The sequence below is a fragment of the Streptomyces sp. NPDC006552 genome (assembly GCF_040611655.1).
In the GTDB taxonomy this organism is placed as follows: Bacteria; Actinomycetota; Actinomycetes; order Streptomycetales; family Streptomycetaceae; genus Streptomyces.
The window spans coordinates 76,355-91,759 of the sequence record NZ_JBEXOS010000029.1 but is presented as its reverse complement, the minus strand read 5'-3'; the positions used below and the strand labels follow the sequence as shown (position 1 = coordinate 91,759).

General features: G+C 72.0%; 16 protein-coding genes. 7 read left to right on the top strand and 9 right to left on the bottom strand.

Annotation, left to right across the window (positions count from 1 at the left end; genetic code table 11):
- Positions 1–208, top strand: a 208-nt coding sequence (locus tag ABZY33_RS18645) for a hypothetical protein (RefSeq protein WP_356492673.1), incomplete at its 5' end; no start/stop codon positions are given.
- Here ABZY33_RS18645 and ABZY33_RS18640 read toward each other — a convergent pair.
- From ABZY33_RS18640 to ABZY33_RS18625, 4 genes are all read right to left on the bottom strand, one after another.
- The gene (locus tag ABZY33_RS18640) at positions 147–2,672 is read right to left on the bottom strand and encodes an ATP-binding protein (RefSeq protein ID WP_356492672.1); all 2,526 of its coding nucleotides are present in this window, start codon (positions 2,670–2,672) and stop codon (positions 147–149) included. The genes ABZY33_RS18645 and ABZY33_RS18640 overlap by 62 nt on opposite strands.
- A 248-nt stretch (positions 2,673–2,920) precedes the next feature.
- Positions 2,921–3,244 carry an STAS domain-containing protein gene (locus ABZY33_RS18635; protein WP_356492671.1) on the bottom strand — a complete coding sequence of 108 codons (324 nt, stop codon included), beginning with the start codon at positions 3,242–3,244 and terminating at the stop codon, positions 2,921–2,923.
- 169 nt (positions 3,245–3,413) lie between these two features.
- Positions 3,414–4,265: a 3-hydroxyacyl-CoA dehydrogenase family protein gene (locus tag ABZY33_RS18630; protein WP_356492670.1), complete on the bottom strand. Its 852-nt coding sequence runs from the start codon at positions 4,263–4,265 to the stop codon at positions 3,414–3,416.
- Between the two features lie 159 nt (positions 4,266–4,424).
- A complete protein-coding gene (locus tag ABZY33_RS18625) occupies positions 4,425–5,075 on the bottom strand; it encodes a TetR/AcrR family transcriptional regulator (RefSeq protein WP_356492669.1) in 651 nt (216 codons plus the stop codon).
- Between the two features lie 81 nt (positions 5,076–5,156).
- Here ABZY33_RS18625 and ABZY33_RS18620 point away from each other — a divergent pair, with 81 nt between their 5' ends.
- From ABZY33_RS18620 to ABZY33_RS18610, 3 genes are read left to right on the top strand one after another with little or no spacing between them, the layout of a single operon-like run.
- Entirely contained in the window at positions 5,157–5,939 is a 783-nt protein-coding gene (locus ABZY33_RS18620) for an ATP-binding cassette domain-containing protein (RefSeq protein ID WP_356492668.1), read from the top strand.
- Between the two features lie 5 nt (positions 5,940–5,944).
- Entirely contained in the window at positions 5,945–6,700 is a 756-nt protein-coding gene (locus tag ABZY33_RS18615; protein WP_356492667.1) for an ABC transporter permease, read from the top strand.
- 13 nt (positions 6,701–6,713) lie between these two features.
- The gene (locus ABZY33_RS18610) at positions 6,714–7,286 is read left to right on the top strand and encodes a cob(I)yrinic acid a,c-diamide adenosyltransferase (RefSeq protein ID WP_356492666.1); all 573 of its coding nucleotides are present in this window, start codon (positions 6,714–6,716) and stop codon (positions 7,284–7,286) included.
- Here the strand turns inward: ABZY33_RS18610 and ABZY33_RS18605 are convergent.
- Positions 7,283–7,825: a hypothetical protein gene (locus tag ABZY33_RS18605; RefSeq protein ID WP_356492665.1), complete on the bottom strand. Its 543-nt coding sequence runs from the start codon at positions 7,823–7,825 to the stop codon at positions 7,283–7,285. The two genes, ABZY33_RS18610 and ABZY33_RS18605, sit on opposite strands and share 4 nt — an antisense overlap.
- 161 nt (positions 7,826–7,986) lie before the next feature.
- Between ABZY33_RS18605 and ABZY33_RS18600 the strand changes: the two genes are divergently transcribed.
- The 3 genes from ABZY33_RS18600 (at position 7,987) to ABZY33_RS18590 (ending at position 11,865) form a co-directional block, all read left to right on the top strand.
- A complete protein-coding gene (locus ABZY33_RS18600; RefSeq protein WP_356492664.1) occupies positions 7,987–9,177 on the top strand; it encodes a histidine kinase in 1,191 nt (396 codons plus the stop codon).
- Positions 9,174–9,818 carry a response regulator transcription factor gene (locus ABZY33_RS18595; RefSeq protein ID WP_356492663.1) on the top strand — a complete coding sequence of 215 codons (645 nt, stop codon included), beginning with the start codon at positions 9,174–9,176 and terminating at the stop codon, positions 9,816–9,818. Before ABZY33_RS18600 ends, ABZY33_RS18595 begins: the two co-directional genes overlap by 4 nt.
- Before the next feature lie 181 nt (positions 9,819–9,999).
- The gene (locus ABZY33_RS18590; protein WP_356492662.1) at positions 10,000–11,865 is read left to right on the top strand and encodes a glycoside hydrolase family 18 chitinase; all 1,866 of its coding nucleotides are present in this window, start codon (positions 10,000–10,002) and stop codon (positions 11,863–11,865) included.
- Between the two features lie 88 nt (positions 11,866–11,953).
- Here the strand turns inward: ABZY33_RS18590 and ABZY33_RS18585 are convergent, their stop codons facing one another.
- The 4 genes from ABZY33_RS18585 to ABZY33_RS18570 form a co-directional block, all read right to left on the bottom strand.
- Entirely contained in the window at positions 11,954–12,409 is a 456-nt protein-coding gene (locus ABZY33_RS18585; protein ID WP_356492661.1) for a DUF2550 domain-containing protein, read from the bottom strand.
- A gap of 149 nt (positions 12,410–12,558) precedes the next feature.
- Complete coding sequence (locus tag ABZY33_RS18580) at positions 12,559–12,933, bottom strand: F0F1 ATP synthase subunit epsilon (protein WP_356492660.1); 375 nt, start codon at positions 12,931–12,933, stop codon at positions 12,559–12,561.
- 113 nt (positions 12,934–13,046) lie between these two features.
- Positions 13,047–14,483 carry a F0F1 ATP synthase subunit beta gene (gene atpD / locus ABZY33_RS18575; protein ID WP_356492659.1) on the bottom strand — a complete coding sequence of 479 codons (1,437 nt, stop codon included), beginning with the start codon at positions 14,481–14,483 and terminating at the stop codon, positions 13,047–13,049.
- Positions 14,483–15,403 (bottom strand): F0F1 ATP synthase subunit gamma, encoded by a 921-nt coding sequence (locus tag ABZY33_RS18570; protein WP_356492658.1) that lies wholly within the window; start codon positions 15,401–15,403, stop codon positions 14,483–14,485. Before ABZY33_RS18570 ends, atpD begins: the two co-directional genes overlap by 1 nt.
- Positions 15,404–15,405 lie beyond the last annotated feature (2 nt).

Sequence of the window (15,405 nt, the reverse complement as noted above, 5' to 3'; positions counted from 1 at the left end):
CGCCGTCGAGGTGAAGGCGACGTACAAGGGGGCCGTCGCCGACGGTGTCGCCGCGACCGCGACCCTCGTCAAGGCGGCCGACGACCCGGCCGAGGTCGGCTCCTTCGAGGAGGGCCGCCTCTTCGGACCCGGCTGCCCTCGCCCCGTCAGATCACGGGACTGCTGCTGTCCGGCCCGCTCGACGCCGGACCCGACACACCGACGGTGACCGGACTGCTCGCCGAGTCGGACGTGTCCGGCGTCGCCGGCGGCGTCTCCGGCGGCTCTGACGTCGGCGGCGGCGAGCTCTCCGGCGGTTCGGAGGAGGTCGGGGGCTTGCTGCTCGGCGGCCGGGACGACGACGGCGGCCTGCTGCTCGGCTTCGACGGCGTCTTACTGGGCGACGACGACGTCGAATCGCCCGGCTCCTTCGACCCGCTCGGGTCGTCCGACGGCGTACCCCCCGCCGACCGCGACGGAGTCGGATCGTCCGCGGTGCCCGCGATCCCGTCCGCCCCCGGATCGGTCGGCCCCGGCACGGCCCCGCCGCCCCCGCTGGTGCTCCCGCCCGGCTCGGCCGGATCCGCGTCCACGTCCCCGCCGCTCTCCCCCGCCGTCGCCGACGGGCCCGTGCCGACCTTGCCGGACGACGGCTCGTCGTTGTCCGACGTGGCGCCGAGCGTCACGACGGTGCCGAGCACCGCCACGAGCAGCGCCCCGGCCCCGGCCGCGACCAGATTGCGCCGGGTCCCGCGGACCAGGGAGCGGCGCACGGGCGCCTTGCCGCCGACGGCCGTCGGGGCGGGCGGCACCGGCGGCCGGCGCCGGGTCACCACCGTGTCCGGTTCGCGCTCCGGCGCGAGCAGCGGGAACGGGACCGGTACGCCGGCGGGCGGCGTCGCCGGCTCCGCGTGGCCCACCTCCGGCACCTCCTCGCCGGCGGCGGCACGCTCGCCGGGCAGGGGGCCGCCGGAGCGGTCCGCGACAAGGGCGAGGGCCCGGCGTCCGGCGATCGTGCCCCGCTTGTCGGCGAGGGCGCCGCGCAGCCCGATGGAGGCCTCCAGCTCGGCGCGGGCCCGGTCGAGGTGGCCGCCCAGCAGCGCGAGTATCCCCAACTCGTGGTGGAAGTAGGCCTCTTCGGGGATGTCACCGGCGAGCCGGGCCGCTTCCTGCCCGGCCCGCAGGGCGCGCTCCCAGGCACTCCAGGCGAGCCCCGCGGCGAAGGCGGGCGCGGCGGCGCGGGCCAGCTCGACGGAGTCGCTGGTCTCCTCCTCCCCGGGCGGTGTCGTCCGCGGTACGAGGACGGAGAGCGCGGCGAGCACGGCGTCGGACTCGGCGGCCACCCGCTCGGGCCCGACCGAGGGGTGCCCGGCCCACCAGGTGTAGTGCCGGGCGGCGCTGCGGGCGTACTCGACGGTGTCCTCGGCGTACCCCGCCGCCTCCAGCTGCACCTGCACCCCGGAGGCGAGGCGGTAGCGCCCGCCGACCGTGGTGACGAGCGCGCAGGAGGCCAGCTCGGCGAGGGCGGCGTCGGCGTGGGTGTCCCCGACGAGCGCGGGCAGGTGCGCCTGGTGCGGGAGTTCGCCGCCGAGCGCCACGGCGAACCGCAGGGTGGCGCGGGCCGAGGGGCTCAGCCGGGAGGCGAGCAGCGCGGCGGGCGCGGCCGCGTCGGCGAGCGAGGGCAGCGGTACGTCCCGGGCGTCCTCGGGGTCGAAGGGCACGTCGAGCGGCTCGGCGTCCTCCTGGACGCCGAACGCGTCGAAGGTGTCCGGGTCGGCGCTGAGCCGGTCGCGCTGTCGCAGCAGGGCGCCGGCCTGGGCGAACCGCAGCGGCAGCCCCTCGGACTCGAACCAGAGGTCGCCGGCCCACTGCGCCTCGTCGTCGGTGAGGACGCGGCCGACGGCCCGCTCCAGCAGCTCCAGGCTGCTGCCCCGGCCGAGGCCGCCCAGGAAGACCTCCTCCACCTGGGCGCCGGCGGCCGGCGCGGCGACCTCGGGGGTCGCGGAGAGCAGGAAGGCGCATTCGGGTGTCGCGTCGAGGAGTTCGTCGAGCGCGGCGCCGCCGAACTCGAGGTCGTCGAGGACGACGACGGCGCCGATCTCATGGACGAGTTCGAGCAGCAGGGCGCGGTCGGGGCGGTGCAGGGGCGCCCGGTAGACGGCGCCGAACAGGTCGTACAGGACGTCGAAGGCCGTGCGCCGGTGTCCCGACAGACGGACCACGCCGTCGGGCGCGAGGCCGGCGCAGTCCTCGGCGACCTGGTCGAGCAGCGCGGTGCGGCCGGCGCCGGAGGGGCCGGTGAGCCGTACGGAACGGCCGCGGGCGAGGAGCCGGACGAGCCGCTCGCGCTCCTCCTGCCGCTCCAGGAGCGGCAGCCGGGGCAGCGCGGGTCCGGGCGGCAGCGGCGGCCGGGCGGCGCGGGCCAGTTCGGCGCGCTCGGCGGCGTCGTGCTTGGCGGGCCGGCCGGGGCGCTCAGCCGGCGGGCAGGGCTCGATCTCGCTGCCGTCGACCGGGTTCACGGTCAGCAGGTGGTCGCCGCAGACGAGCCGCGCGGTGCGGGCGAGCGCGGGCGAGGGCTGGCCGAAGTCGGGCGTGAGCTGGTCGCGCGGCGGCCGCCGGCGGTCGTCGCGCGCGGACGGCTCGCCCTGGCGGTCCTGGCTGAAATCTTCCGGTTCCCGGTCCATCGGGTCCATGGTGAAAGCCCCCAAAAGCGTGGTGCCCCTTGCCCCTCCCGGCCTGTGCACACTGCGCTGTCGCTTCTGGTCCGGTCCCCGCGTGGCGGGTTCGACATTCCGCGGGCGAGCGAACCCTAGACCTTCGCACAGTATCTACGAACACCGGGGTCCCGTGCCGCCCGAGACGTCACAGTCTCGTGAGGATTGTGCGTACTTCCCTGCGGAACGCCTGCTTCATCCTTGGGGCCCGCTCACCGCGGGCACGGTCACACCCGGGGCAGCGACTCGACGCCGATGCCGCCTTCGATGGCCAGGATGCGGTGCAGCCGGGTCGCGACGAGCAGGCGCTGCATCTGGGCCGGCACGCCGCGCAGCACGAGCCGGCGTCCGCAGCGCCCGGCACGCCGGTGGGCGCCCATGATGACGCCGAGTCCGGTGGCGTCCCACGAGTCGAGTTCGGACAGGTCGAGCACGAGGTCGCCGAAACCGTCGTCCACGGCGGTGTGCAGGACCGTACGGGCGTCCGCCGCGCTGCGGACGTCGAGGCGGCCCCCGACGACCAGCTCGACGTGGTCGCCCCTGATGTGCATATGCGCTCCCCGGTGAAAGGCAGAAGTACTCGGGTACTCAGGTGGTCATGTGATCCAGGTGATCTGGGTATGTCACTGCAACTGACTGGCCGAATGGGCCAGAAGTTGCCGTCTGTGAGCGAACCGATACCGAATTCACCCCGACGGGTGACATGGCGTCAGCCGTACGTCACGCGTGCTTGTAGAAGCCCTGCCCGCTCTTGCGTCCGATGTCACCGGCATCGACCATCCGGCGCATCAGCTCCGGCGGCGCGAACTTCTCGTCCTGGGACTCGGTGTAGATGTTGCCGGTCGCGTGCAGCAGGATGTCGACGCCCGTGAGGTCGGCGGTGGCCAGCGGTCCCATGGCGTGGCCGAAGCCGAGCTTGCAGGCGGTGTCGATGTCCTCGGCGGTGGCGACGCCCGACTCGTAGAGCTTCGCCGCCTCGACGACGAGGGCGGAGATGAGCCGCGTGGTCACGAAGCCGGCCACGTCGCGGTTGACGACGATGCAGGTCTTGCCGACCGACTCGGCGAACTCCCGCGTGGTGGCGAGGGTTTCGTCGCTCGTCTTGTGGCCGCGCACGAGTTCGCACAGCTGCATCATCGGGACCGGCGAGAAGAAGTGCGCCCCGACGACGCGCTCGGGACGCTCGGTGACCGCCGCGATCTTGGTGATCGGGATGGCGGAGGTGTTCGAGGCGAGCACGGCGTCGGCGCGCACGATCTTGTCGAGCGACCGGAAGATCTCGTGCTTGACCTCGAGCTTCTCGAAGACGGCCTCGACGACGATGTCGGCGTCGGCGGCCGCGTCCAGGTCGGTGGTGGTGGTGATGCGGGCGAGCGCCGCCTCGGCGGCCGCGGCGTCCAGCTTGCCCTTGCTCACGAACTTGTCGTACGACGCCTTGATGCCGTCGGTCCCGCGAGTGAGGGCTTCGTCGGTGACGTCCCGCAGGACGACGTCCCAGCCCGCCTGCGCGGAGACCTGGGCGATGCCGGACCCCATGAGACCGGCTCCGATGACGGCGAGCTTCCCTGCCACGTGCGACTCCCTCTCACCGCGTCCCACTTACCGCGCGGACCCATGTTTACGTTGCTCTTTTGCGGACCCTAGCGCCCGTGAGGGGCCGTGTGACCGCATAGAGATGCGCGTCACGTCTCGAATGACGGACATCACACCGGTGCGGGCACCGCGGGGCCATCAGGCGCCGCGCACGGCGTAGTTGAGCACCTTTTCGCTCAGCAGTTCCTCGGTCTCGTCGAGCACGTCGAGCATCTCGCGGGAGACCGCGGCCGGGGCGCCGCCCGCGAGCATGCGCCGGCCGATGGTCGCCATGACGGTCTGGTGCACCCAGCCGATCTGACCGGCGATCAGGTCGGGCAGCGGGTCGTCCGCGGCGGCGCCGGTCTCCTCGCGGAGCGTCCGCGCGAGGTGGTCGTGGACCTCCTGCTGGATGGCCCACAGGCGGGAGCGGAGCGCGGGGGCGCCGTGCACGACCCGCATGAAGTCGCTGTAGCCCGCCATGAGGCCGACACGCGGGGAGACGGCCTCGATCTCCTCACGCAGCTCCCGCAGGACGGCGCGGGCCGCGGACTCCCCCGGCGCGCGGCCGCGCACCCAGCGGGACATCCGGTCGACGACGCCTCTGGAGCGGTCGAGGAAGAGGTCCTCCTTGGCCGGGAAGTAGTTGTAGACGGTGTTCACCGAGACGTCCGCGGCGGCCGCGACCTCCGCGACGGTCACCGCGTCGAAGCCGCGCTCCAGGAAGAGCCCGGTCGCCACATCCGAGATGTACTGCCGGGTCTGCCGCTTCTTGCGCTCCCGGAGCCCTTCCGCCCGTGCCTCTGCCATGGACCGATCCTAGCCACCGACTGGTCTCGCTGAAATTTTGGAGGCATTGCAAAATTTCAGTGCCTCTGTTTTTCTGGGCGCATGCCAGTCATCAGCGCGTCCGGGCTCGCCCGGACCTTCCAGACCAAGCAGGGGCCGGTGGAGGCCGTGCGCGGCGTCGACCTGCGCGTGGCGCCCGGCGAGATCCTCGGCTTCCTCGGCCCGAACGGCGCGGGCAAGACCACCACCCTGCGGATGCTCACCACCCTGTTGCCGCCCACCGGCGGCGCGGCCACCGTCGCCGGCCACGACCTGGCCGGCGACCCGGCGGGGGTGCGCGGCGCGGTCGGTTACGTGGCCCAGTCCGGCGGCGTCGACCCGTCCGTCTCCGTCCGCGAGGAGCTGGTCACCCAGGGCCGCCTGTACCGCCTGACGAAGACCCAGGCGCAGGCCCGCGCCCGGGAGTTGGCGGCCGACCTCGGCCTCACCGGCCTGCTGGAGCGCAGGACCGGCGCGCTCTCCGGCGGCCAGCGGCGCCGGCTCGACCTCGCCATGGGGCTGACCCACCGCCCGGCGGTGCTCTTCCTCGACGAGCCGACGACCGGGCTCGACCCCGGCAGCCGCGCCGAACTGTGGGCGCTGGTGCGCCGGCTCCGCGACGAGCACGGCACGACCGTCTTCCTCACCACGCACTACCTCGACGAGGCCGACGCGCTCGCCGACCGGATCGTCGTGGTGGACCGGGGCGTCGTGGCGGCCGAGGGCACCCCGAGCGCCCTCAAGCTCGCTTACGGCGGGTCGGCCGACGCGACCCTCCAGGACACGTTCCTGGCGATCACCGGACGCGGTCCCGCGCCCGCGCAGACGACCCCGGTGGCGGTGTGAGCCCGATGACGAACCTCGCCTCCGACACGCTGCTGATCTTCGGCCGGTACGCCCGGCAGACCCTCTCCTCGCGCTTCCAGATGCTCTTCGGCGTCCTGATGCCGCTGCTCTACCTGCTGTTCTTCGGCCCGCTCCTGACCGGTCTGCCGCTGGGCGCGGTGGGCAGCTCCTGGCAGGTCCTGGTCCCCGGACTGCTGCTCCAGCTCGGTCTCTTCGGCGCCGCGTTCAGCGGTTTCGGCATCATCCTGGAGAAGCACAGCGGCGTCGTGGAGCGGATGTGCGTCACGCCGGTCAGCCGGCTCGCGCTGCTGCTGGGCCGGGTGCTGCGGGACACCGCGCTCTTCCTCTTCCAGGCCGTCCTGCTGGTACTCGCCGCGCTGGTGATGGGGTTGCGCGCGCCGCTGCCCGGCGTGCTGATCGGCTTCGGTTTCGTCGCGCTCCTGACGGTCTCGCTCGCGTCGCTGTCGTACGCGCTGGCGTTCCGGGTCCGCACGCCCCAGGAGTTCGGGCCCGTCATCAACGCGGTCACCATGCCCTCGATGCTGCTCTCCGGCCTGATGCTGCCGATGGCGCTCGCCCCCGGCTGGCTGGACGCGCTCTCGCACGTCATGCCGGTGCGCTATCTGGTGGACGCGATGCGGGACGCGTACGTGGGCCAGTACGCGACGGCGCACATGCTGTACGGGGCGCTGGCCGCCACCGTCTTCGCCGCACTCGCCGTGACAGTGGGCACACGTGCCTTCCGTGCGGCCGGGGCATAACTACGCTGGCCGCATGGTCAATCTGACGCGCATCTACACCCGTACCGGAGACAAGGGCACCACGGCCCTCGGCGACATGAGCCGCACCGCCAAGACCGATCTGCGGATCTCGGCGTACGCGGACGCCAACGAGGCGAACGCCGTGATCGGCACCGCCCTCGCGCTCGGGAACCTCGACGAGGAGGTCGTCACGGTCCTCACCCGCGTCCAGAACGACCTCTTCGACGTCGGCGCCGACCTGTCGACCCCGGTCGTGGCGGACCCCGCGTACCCGCCGCTGCGCGTGGAGCAGTTCTACGTCGACAAGCTGGAGGCGGACTGCGACCGCTTCAACGCGGAGCTGGAGAAGCTGCGCTCCTTCATCCTGCCCGCCGGCACGCCCGGGGCGGCGCTGCTGCACCAGGCGTGCACGGTGGTGCGGCGGGCCGAGCGGTCCACGTGGGCCGCGCTCGAAGTGCACGGCGAGACGATGAACCCGCTGACGGCCACCTACCTCAACCGCCTCTCCGACCTGCTGTTCATCCTCGCGCGGACGGCGAACAAGGAGGTCGGGGACGTGCTGTGGGTGCCGGGCGGCGAGCGTTAGCCCGCGTCGGCCGGCGCCTTCTTGGGGAAGACCGTGTAGCTCAGCGCGATGAGCACGTTGACGGCGATCACGCACAGCATCCTCCGCTGCCACGCCCTCAGCGGATCGGTCGGCCCGTCCCCGCCGACGTACCAGATCGCTCCCTGAAGCAGTGCGACGGCGATGAGCGAGGCGAGGATCCAGCGCCCGGCGGTCCGCCACTCGTGGATCGCGCGGGGCGCCCCGTACGTGGGGGCGGACGGCGGCGGGCCGCCCGCGAAGCGGTGGGCGACGCGGGCGTCGGCCCACCGGATCGTGGCGGGCCCGAGCGCGACGGTGAAGCCGATGTAGACCGCGGCCAGGCCGTGCTTCCAGTCGGGCTCCGCGCCGTTCTTGAGGTCGACGGCGGTGACGACGAGCAGCAGCACTTCGAGCAGCGGCTCGCACAGCAGCACCGCGACGCCCGCCCGCGGCATCCCCGCCCCGTAGCGCAGCGCGAGGCCGGCGGCCAGCAGCACCCAGAAGGCGATCTCGCAGACGACGATCAGCGTGACGATCACGGTGGGCTCCTCTCCCTCTCCCTCCAGCGTCGCCGCCACCAGGGCCGTGATCGTCGTCGCCGGTGACGAAGTACCGCTGCATCCTTCGATGTAGCCGCGGCCCGCGCGCCCTCGTCCCGCGGCACCATGCCCGGCCCGCGCCGTACGTGTTGGATGGAGCCATGCACCCGCTGCCGCCCCGCCCGCACCGCGACGACGTGCGCATCGCCGTGGCGGGGCTGCTCGGCGGCCTGGCGCTGTGGGGCATCGGGCTCGCCATGAACACCGGGCGCCCGCTCGGCGGCGCGTGGCTGCTCCTGCCGCTCGCCGCGATGGCCGCCCTGGAGCTGCTGCGCCGGACCCGGCCGCGGTGCGCGGTGGTGGCGGGCACCCTCGTCCTCGTCGCCGACCAGTGCACCCCGGGCAGCCTGGCGACGGTGCTGATGTACACCGACCTGATGTACGCGGGCGTGGTCTACGGGAGTCCGGCCGCGGCCCGGCGGCTGCCGGTCACCACCGGCCTGGTCACGGTCGCCGCCACGCTCGGCTTCCTGGCCTGGTGGCGGCAGCCGGAGGCGGTCCTGGTGGGGGTCATGACCGGGCTCGTCTCGTACGGCCCCGCGGCGACGGGCGCCCTCGTGCGCAACCACCGGGACCGGGCCGCCGACGCGCGGCTGCGGGCCGAACAGACCGCGCTGCTCGCCGAGATGGACCGGGCCCAGGCGGTGACGGCGGAGCGCGCGCGGATGGCGCGCGAACTGCACGACATGGTGGCGAACCACCTGTCGGCCATCGCCATCCACTCCACGGCCGCGCTCTTGATCGACGAGCCGGCCACCACCCGTACCGCCCTGGAGACGATCCGCGAGAACAGCGTCGACGGGCTCGCCGAGATGCGCCGCCTCATCGGCATCCTGCGCGACTCCAGCGGCGACACCGAACCGGCCGCCGCGCCCTCCCTGGACGGTCTGGGCGCGCTCGTGGAGCAGTCCCGTACGAACGGAGTCGACGTCACGCTCAGCCTGACCGGCCCGACCGACGGGCTGCCCGCACCGGTCGGCCTCGCCGCCTACCGCATCGTCCAGGAGTCCCTGACGAACGCGCTCAAGCACGCCGCGCCCGGCCGCGTCACCGTCACGGTCGAGCGGCGGGGCGCGCACCTCGAAGCGTGCGTGACCAGCCCGTACGGCCACCGGGACGGGCCGCGCGCCCCCGGTTCGGGCGCCGGGCTCGTCGGCATGCGCGAGCGCACGGCGCTGCTCGGCGGCACCTTCGAGGCGGGCCCGGCACAGCCCGGCCCGGGCGGCGGGATCTGGCGGGTCCGGGCCGTTCTCCCCCTCGACGTCCCCGCGCCCGAAGGAGACCCCGCGTGATCCGCGTACTCGTCGCCGAGGACCAGAGCGCCGTGCGGGCCGGGCTCGTCCTGATCCTGAACAGCGCCCCCGACATCGAGGTCGCCGGCGAGGCCGGGGACGGCGAGCAGGCGGTGGCCCTGGCCCGCGAACTGCGGCCCGACGTCGTCCTCATGGACGTCCAGATGCCGCGCCTCGACGGCGTCGCGGCCACCCGCGCGGTGGTCGGCGAGGGGCTGGCGGACGTCCTGGTCCTGACCACGTTCGACCTCGACGCGTACGTCTTCGGCGCGCTGCGGGCGGGGGCGGCCGGGTTCCTGCTGAAGAACACCGACGCCGCGGACCTGATCGAGGCGGTGCGAACGGTGGCGCGCGGCGAGGGGCTGATCGCGCCCGCCGTGACGCGGCGGCTCATCGCCGAGTTCGCCGCGGGCGCCGAGCGGGCGCGACCGCGGCCCGCTCCCCCGCAGTTGGCCACGTTGACCCGGCGCGAGCGGGAGGTCCTCGGCCGGCTCGGCGAGGGGCTGTCGAACGCGGAGATCGCGGAGCGGCTCGACATGGCGGAGGCGACGGTGAAAACGCACGTCAGCCGGTTGCTCGGCAAGCTGGAGCTGCGCAGCCGGGTGCAAGCGGCGGTGCTGGCACAGGAGTTGCGGCGGTAGCGGGCGCGGGGGCGCGCGGCAGGCCGACCGGAAGCCTTAATTGGTTTAGACCTTGACCGCTGGTCCAGACCTTTCTATTCTCGCCGCACTGCGGTGAGCACACCCCCCACTCCGGTGCTCACGGGCGTCGCAGGGTTCCGTCCCCCGTCAAGTGAACCCAGGACCACCCGAGGAGCACTCCATGCGCTCAAGTGACGTACCCCGACGAAGACTGCGACACCGAACCACCGCGGCGCTGACCACGCTGCTGCTGCCGGCCGCCGCCCTGGTCGGCCTCGCCACCCCGTCCCACGCCGCCGCCGAGGCGACCGCGGTCACGGCCACGTACGCCAAGACCCAGGACTGGGGCAGCGGCTTCGAGGGCAAGTGGACCATCAAGAACTCCGGTACCACGGCGCTCAGTTCCTGGGCCGTCGAGTGGGACTTCCCCACCGGGACCAAGGTCACCTCGGCCTGGGACGCGACCGTCACCAACTCTGCGAACCACTGGACCGGCAAGAACCTCTCCTGGAACGGTTCGCTCGCCCCCGGCGCCTCCATCTCGTTCGGCTTCAACGGCTCCGGGACCGGCGCCCCGACCGGCTGCAAGATCAACGGCGCCTCCTGCGACGGCGGCGACGTGCCCGGCGACACCGCCCCCTCCGCGCCCGGCACCCCGGCCGCCTCCGCCGTCACCGACACCTCGGTCAAACTCTCCTGGCCGGCCGCCACCGACGACAAGGGCGTCAAGAACTACGACGTCCTGCGCGACGGCGCCACGGTCGCCACGGTGACCGGCACCACGTACACCGACACCGGCCTGACCGCGGGCACCGACTACTCGTACACCGTCCAGGCCCGCGACACCGCCGGCCAGACCGGGCCGGTCTCCGGCTCCGTCAAGGTCCACACCACGGGCGGCGGCGGCACCGACCCGGGCAACCCGGGCACCGGGGGCAAGGTCAACCTGGGCTACTTCACCGACTGGGGCGTCTACGGCCGCCAGTACTACCCGAAGAACCTGGAGACCTCCGGCTCGGCCGCGAAGGTCACGCACATCAACTACGCCTTCGGCAACGTCCAGGGCGGCAAGTGCACCATGGGCGACTCCTACGCCGACACGGACATGGCCTACACCGCGGCCAACTCCGTCTCCGGCCAGGCCGACACCTGGGACCAGCCGCTGCGCGGCGCCTTCAACCAGCTCCGCCAGCTGAAGGCCAAGCACCCGAACCTCAAGATCCTGTGGTCCTTCGGCGGCTGGACCTGGTCCGGCGGGTTCGGTGAGGCGGCGAAGAACCCGGCCGCGTTCGCCGACTCCTGCTACAACCTGGTCGAGGACCCGCGCTGGGCCGACGTCTTCGACGGCATCGACATCGACTGGGAGTACCCCAACGCCTGCGGCCTGACCTGCGACACCTCCGGTCCGGCCGCGCTGAAGGGGCTCACCTCGGCCCTGCGCGCCAAGTTCGGCACGAAGAACCTGGTCACCGCCGCCATCACCGCCGACGGCAGCGCCGGCGGCAAGATCGAGAAGACCGACTACGCGGGCGCGGCCCAGTCCCTCGACTGGTACAACGTGATGACCTACGACTTCTTCGGCGCCTGGGACGCCAAGGGTCCGACGGCCCCGCACTCCCCGCTCACCTCGTACAACGGCATCCCGCAGCAGGGCTTCGACTCCGCCGACGCCATCGCCAAGCTGAAGGCCCAGGGCGTCCCCGCGGCCAAGATGCTGCTCGGCATCGGCTTCTACGGGCGCGGCTGGACCGGGGTCACGCAGAAGGAGCCGGGTGGCACGGCGACCGGCCCGGCGGCCGGCACCTACGAGCAGGGCATCGAGGACTACAAGGTCCTCAAGACCAAGTGCCCCTCGAACGGCACGATCGCCGGTACGGCCTACGCGTTCTGCGGCTCGGACTGGTGGTCCTACGACACCCCGGCGACGATCGGCTCGAAGATGAGCTGGGCGAAGTCCCAGGGGCTCGGCGGAGCGTTCTTCTGGGAGTTCTCCGGCGACACGGCCAACGGTGAGCTGGTCGGCGCGATCGACTCCGGCCTGAAGTAGCCACCCGGGCTCCTCAAGACTGAAGCCGGGCCGGTGGGAACGCCCCCCACCTGCCCGGCTTCTTCCATGCCCAGGCCAAGAGGCCGGGCTACGCCACGTTCACCCGCTGGCCGGGCGGTGCCGCCTCCAGCCAGGCCAGGAAACCGGTCAGCGCGTCCTCGCTCATCGCGAGTTCGAGCCGGCTCCCCCGGTGCGTACAGGCGAGGACGATCGCGTCGGAGAGCAGCGCCAGCTCCTCCTCGCCGTCGGGAGCGCGCCGGCCGGTCACCTCGATGGCCGCCCGCTCCAGGATCCGCTTCGGGCGCGGCGCGTACGAGAAGACCCGGAACCACTCGATCCGGTCACCGTTGTAGCGGGCGATGCCGTACCCCCAGCCCTTGCCGGAGGTGTCCTCGGCGTCCGGGCCGGGCGCGTCCCACCGCAGCGAGCAGTCGAACGTGCCCCCCGAGCGCTGGATCAGCCGGCGCCGCAGCCCGAAGACAAAGAGCCCCAGCAGTACGAGTACGACGACCGCGACTACGCACAGCACGAGAACGAGGACCATCTGCACCGACCTCCTCGCTTCTCGACAGATCCAAACGCCAGATAACGGAACAGCAAAAACAGTTGTAGATCGCCACAGCCGCGACCCGGTCCGGAGAGCGTATCTCCGGACCGAGCCGCGGCTGAGTCGCGTCTACGGGCTCGCTGGGATCAGCGCGCCGCCACCGCACGCAGTCGGACGTCGGCACGGCGCTCGGCGGACGCGTCGGCGTCCGACTGAGCGCGCTCCAGCGCCCGCTCCGCTCGCTGGACGTCGATCTCGTCCGACAGCTCGGCGATCTCGGCCAGCAGCGACAGCTTGTTGTCCGCGAACGAGAGGAAACCGCCGTGCACAGCTGCCACGACCGTCCCTCCCTCGCTCGTACGGATCGTCACCGGGCCCGACTCCAGCACACCGAGCAGCGGCTGGTGACCGGGCATGACGCCGATGTCGCCGGACGTGGTACGCGCGACGACCAGGGTGGCCTCGCCGGACCAGACACTGCGGTCCGCGGCGACGAGCTCGACGTGCAGCTCAGCAGCCAAGGTGGGCTCCTCGGGTCACCACCCGGCAACGCTCGCTGCCGGGTGTTGGGTCAAAGTCTAGTGGGCGGTGCGGGAGGGCCGGGACGGACCCGGCCCTCTCGCTGCGCTCGGGGTCAGGAGACGCCGAGCTCCTTGGCGTTGGCCTTGAGGTCCTCGATGCCACCGCAGAGGAAGAACGCCTGCTCCGGGAAGTGGTCGTAGTCACCGTCGATGATCGCGTTGAAGGCCACGATCGACTCGTCCAGCGGCACGTCCGACCCGTCGACGCCGGTGAACTGCTTGGCGACGTGGGTGTTCTGGGACAGGAAGCGCTCCACGCGACGGGCGCGGTGGACGGTGAGCTTGTCCTCCTCGCCCAGCTCGTCGATGCCGAGGATCGCGATGATGTCCTGGAGGTCCTTGTACTTCTGCAGGACGTTCTTGACGCGCATCGCCGTGTTGTAGTGGTCCGCCGCGATGTAGCGGGGGTCCAGGATGCGGGACGTCGAGTCCAGCGGGTCCACGGCCGGGTAGATGCCCTTCTCCGAGATCGGACGGGAGAGCACCGTCGTCGCGTCGAGGTGGGCGAAGGTCGTGGCCGGGGCCGGGTCGGTCAGGTCGTCCGCGGGCACGTAGATCGCCTGCATGGACGTGATCGAGTGACCACGGGTCGACGTGATGCGCTCCTGGAGGAGACCCATCTCGTCGGCCAGGTTCGGCTGGTAACCCACGGCGGACGGCATGCGGCCGAGCAGCGTGGAGACCTCGGAACCGGCCTGCGTGAAGCGGAAGATGTTGTCGATGAAGAACAGCACGTCCTGCTTCTGCACATCGCGGAAGTACTCCGCCATGGTCAGACCCGCGAGGGCCACGCGCAGACGGGTGCCCGGCGGCTCGTCCATCTGACCGAAGACAAGCGCGGTCTTGTCGATGACGCCGGACTCGGCCATCTCCTCGATGAGGTCGTTGCCCTCACGCGTGCGCTCACCGACACCGGCGAACACGGAGACACCGTCGTGGTTGTTGGCGACGCGGTAGATCATCTCCTGGATGAGCACCGTCTTGCCGACGCCGGCACCACCGAACAGACCGATCTTGCCACCCTTGACGTACGGGGTGAGGAGGTCGATGACCTTGACGCCGGTCTCGAACATCTCGGTCTTCGACTCGAGCTCGTCGAAGTTCGGAGCCTTGCGGTGGATGCCCCAGCGCTCGCCCGTGTACTGCTCGTCGACGTTCAGGACCTCGCCGAGGGTGTTGAACACCTTGCCCTTGGTGAAGTCGCCGACCGGGACGGTGATGGAGGCACCGGTGTCGGTCACCGCGGCCTGGCGGACCAGACCGTCGGTGGGCTGCATGGAGATGGCGCGGACCAGACCGTCACCGAGGTGCTGGGCGACCTCGAGCGTGAGGGTCTTGCGCTTGCCGTCCTCGGCCGGGTCGTTGACCTCGACGTGCAGGGCGTTGTAGATCTCCGGCATCGCGTCGACGGGGAACTCCACGTCGACGACCGGGCCGATGACCCGGGCGACGCGGCCCGTGGCCGTCGCGGTCTCAACAGTGGTCGTCATTACTTGTCACTCCCCGCGTTCGCGTCGGCCAGGGCGCTGGCGCCACCGACGATCTCGCTGATTTCCTGGGTGATTTCGGCCTGGCGGGCCGCGTTGGCAAGTCGGGAGAGCGTGTTGATCAGCTCTCCCGCGTTGTCGGTCGCCGACTTCATCGCGCGGCGCGTGGCGGCGTGCTTGGAGGCGGCCGACTGGAGCATCGCGTTGTAGATACGGCTCTCGACGTAGCGCGGCAGCAGGGCGTCGAGGACGTCCTCCGCCGACGGCTCGAACTCGTACAGCGGCAGGATCTCGCCGCCCTTGGACGCCGTCTCCTCCGCGACCTCTTCGAGGCTGAGCGGCAGCAGGCGGCCGTCGACCGCCGACTGCGTCATCATCGAGACGAACTCGGTGTAGACGATGTGGAGTTCGTCCACGCCGCCCTGAGCCGTCTCCGTCTCGATGGCCTCGATGAGCGGACCGGCGACCTTCTTGGCATCCGCGTAGGTGGGCTCGTCGGTGAAGCCCGACCACGACTCCACGACCTTGCGCTCGCGGAAGTTGTAGTGGGCCAGACCGCGGCGGCCGACGATGTACGTGTCGACCTCCTTGCCCTCGGCCTCGAGGCGCGCCGTCAGCTTCTCGGCGGCCTTGATCGCGTTCGAGTTGAAGGCGCCGGCCAGTCCGCGGTCGCTCGTGAGGAGCAGCACCGCGGAACGGGTCGCCGTCTCCGCCTCGGTCGTCAGCGGGTGCTTGGTGTTCGACCCGGTCCCCACCGCCGTGACCGCGCGCGTGAGCTCGGTCGCGTACGGCGTGGAGGCCGCCACCTTGCGCTGCGCCTTGACGACGCGCGAGGCGGCGATCATCTCCATCGCCTTGGTGATCTTCTTGGTCGCAGTGACGGATCGGATGCGACGCTTGTAGACCCGGAGCTGGGCTCCCATGA

Coding starts and splice junctions, on each gene's coding strand:
- ABZY33_RS18585 (WP_356492661.1), bottom strand. CDS start 12,409: ATGGTCCTCGTTCTCGTGCTGTGCGTAGTCGCGGTCGTCGTACTCGTA.
- ABZY33_RS18625 (WP_356492669.1), bottom strand. CDS start 5,075: ATGGCAGAGGCACGGGCGGAAGGGCTCCGGGAGCGCAAGAAGCGGCAG.
- ABZY33_RS18570 (WP_356492658.1), bottom strand. CDS start 15,403: ATGGGAGCCCAGCTCCGGGTCTACAAGCGTCGCATCCGATCCGTCACT.
- ABZY33_RS18610 (WP_356492666.1), top strand. CDS start 6,714: ATGGTCAATCTGACGCGCATCTACACCCGTACCGGAGACAAGGGCACC.
- atpD (WP_356492659.1), bottom strand. CDS start 14,483: ATGACGACCACTGTTGAGACCGCGACGGCCACGGGCCGCGTCGCCCGG.
- ABZY33_RS18615 (WP_356492667.1), top strand. CDS start 5,945: ATGACGAACCTCGCCTCCGACACGCTGCTGATCTTCGGCCGGTACGCC.
- ABZY33_RS18640 (WP_356492672.1), bottom strand. CDS start 2,672: ATGGACCCGATGGACCGGGAACCGGAAGATTTCAGCCAGGACCGCCAG.
- ABZY33_RS18635 (WP_356492671.1), bottom strand. CDS start 3,244: ATGCACATCAGGGGCGACCACGTCGAGCTGGTCGTCGGGGGCCGCCTC.
- ABZY33_RS18590 (WP_356492662.1), top strand. CDS start 10,000: ATGCGCTCAAGTGACGTACCCCGACGAAGACTGCGACACCGAACCACC.
- ABZY33_RS18600 (WP_356492664.1), top strand. CDS start 7,987: ATGCACCCGCTGCCGCCCCGCCCGCACCGCGACGACGTGCGCATCGCC.
- ABZY33_RS18620 (WP_356492668.1), top strand. CDS start 5,157: ATGCCAGTCATCAGCGCGTCCGGGCTCGCCCGGACCTTCCAGACCAAG.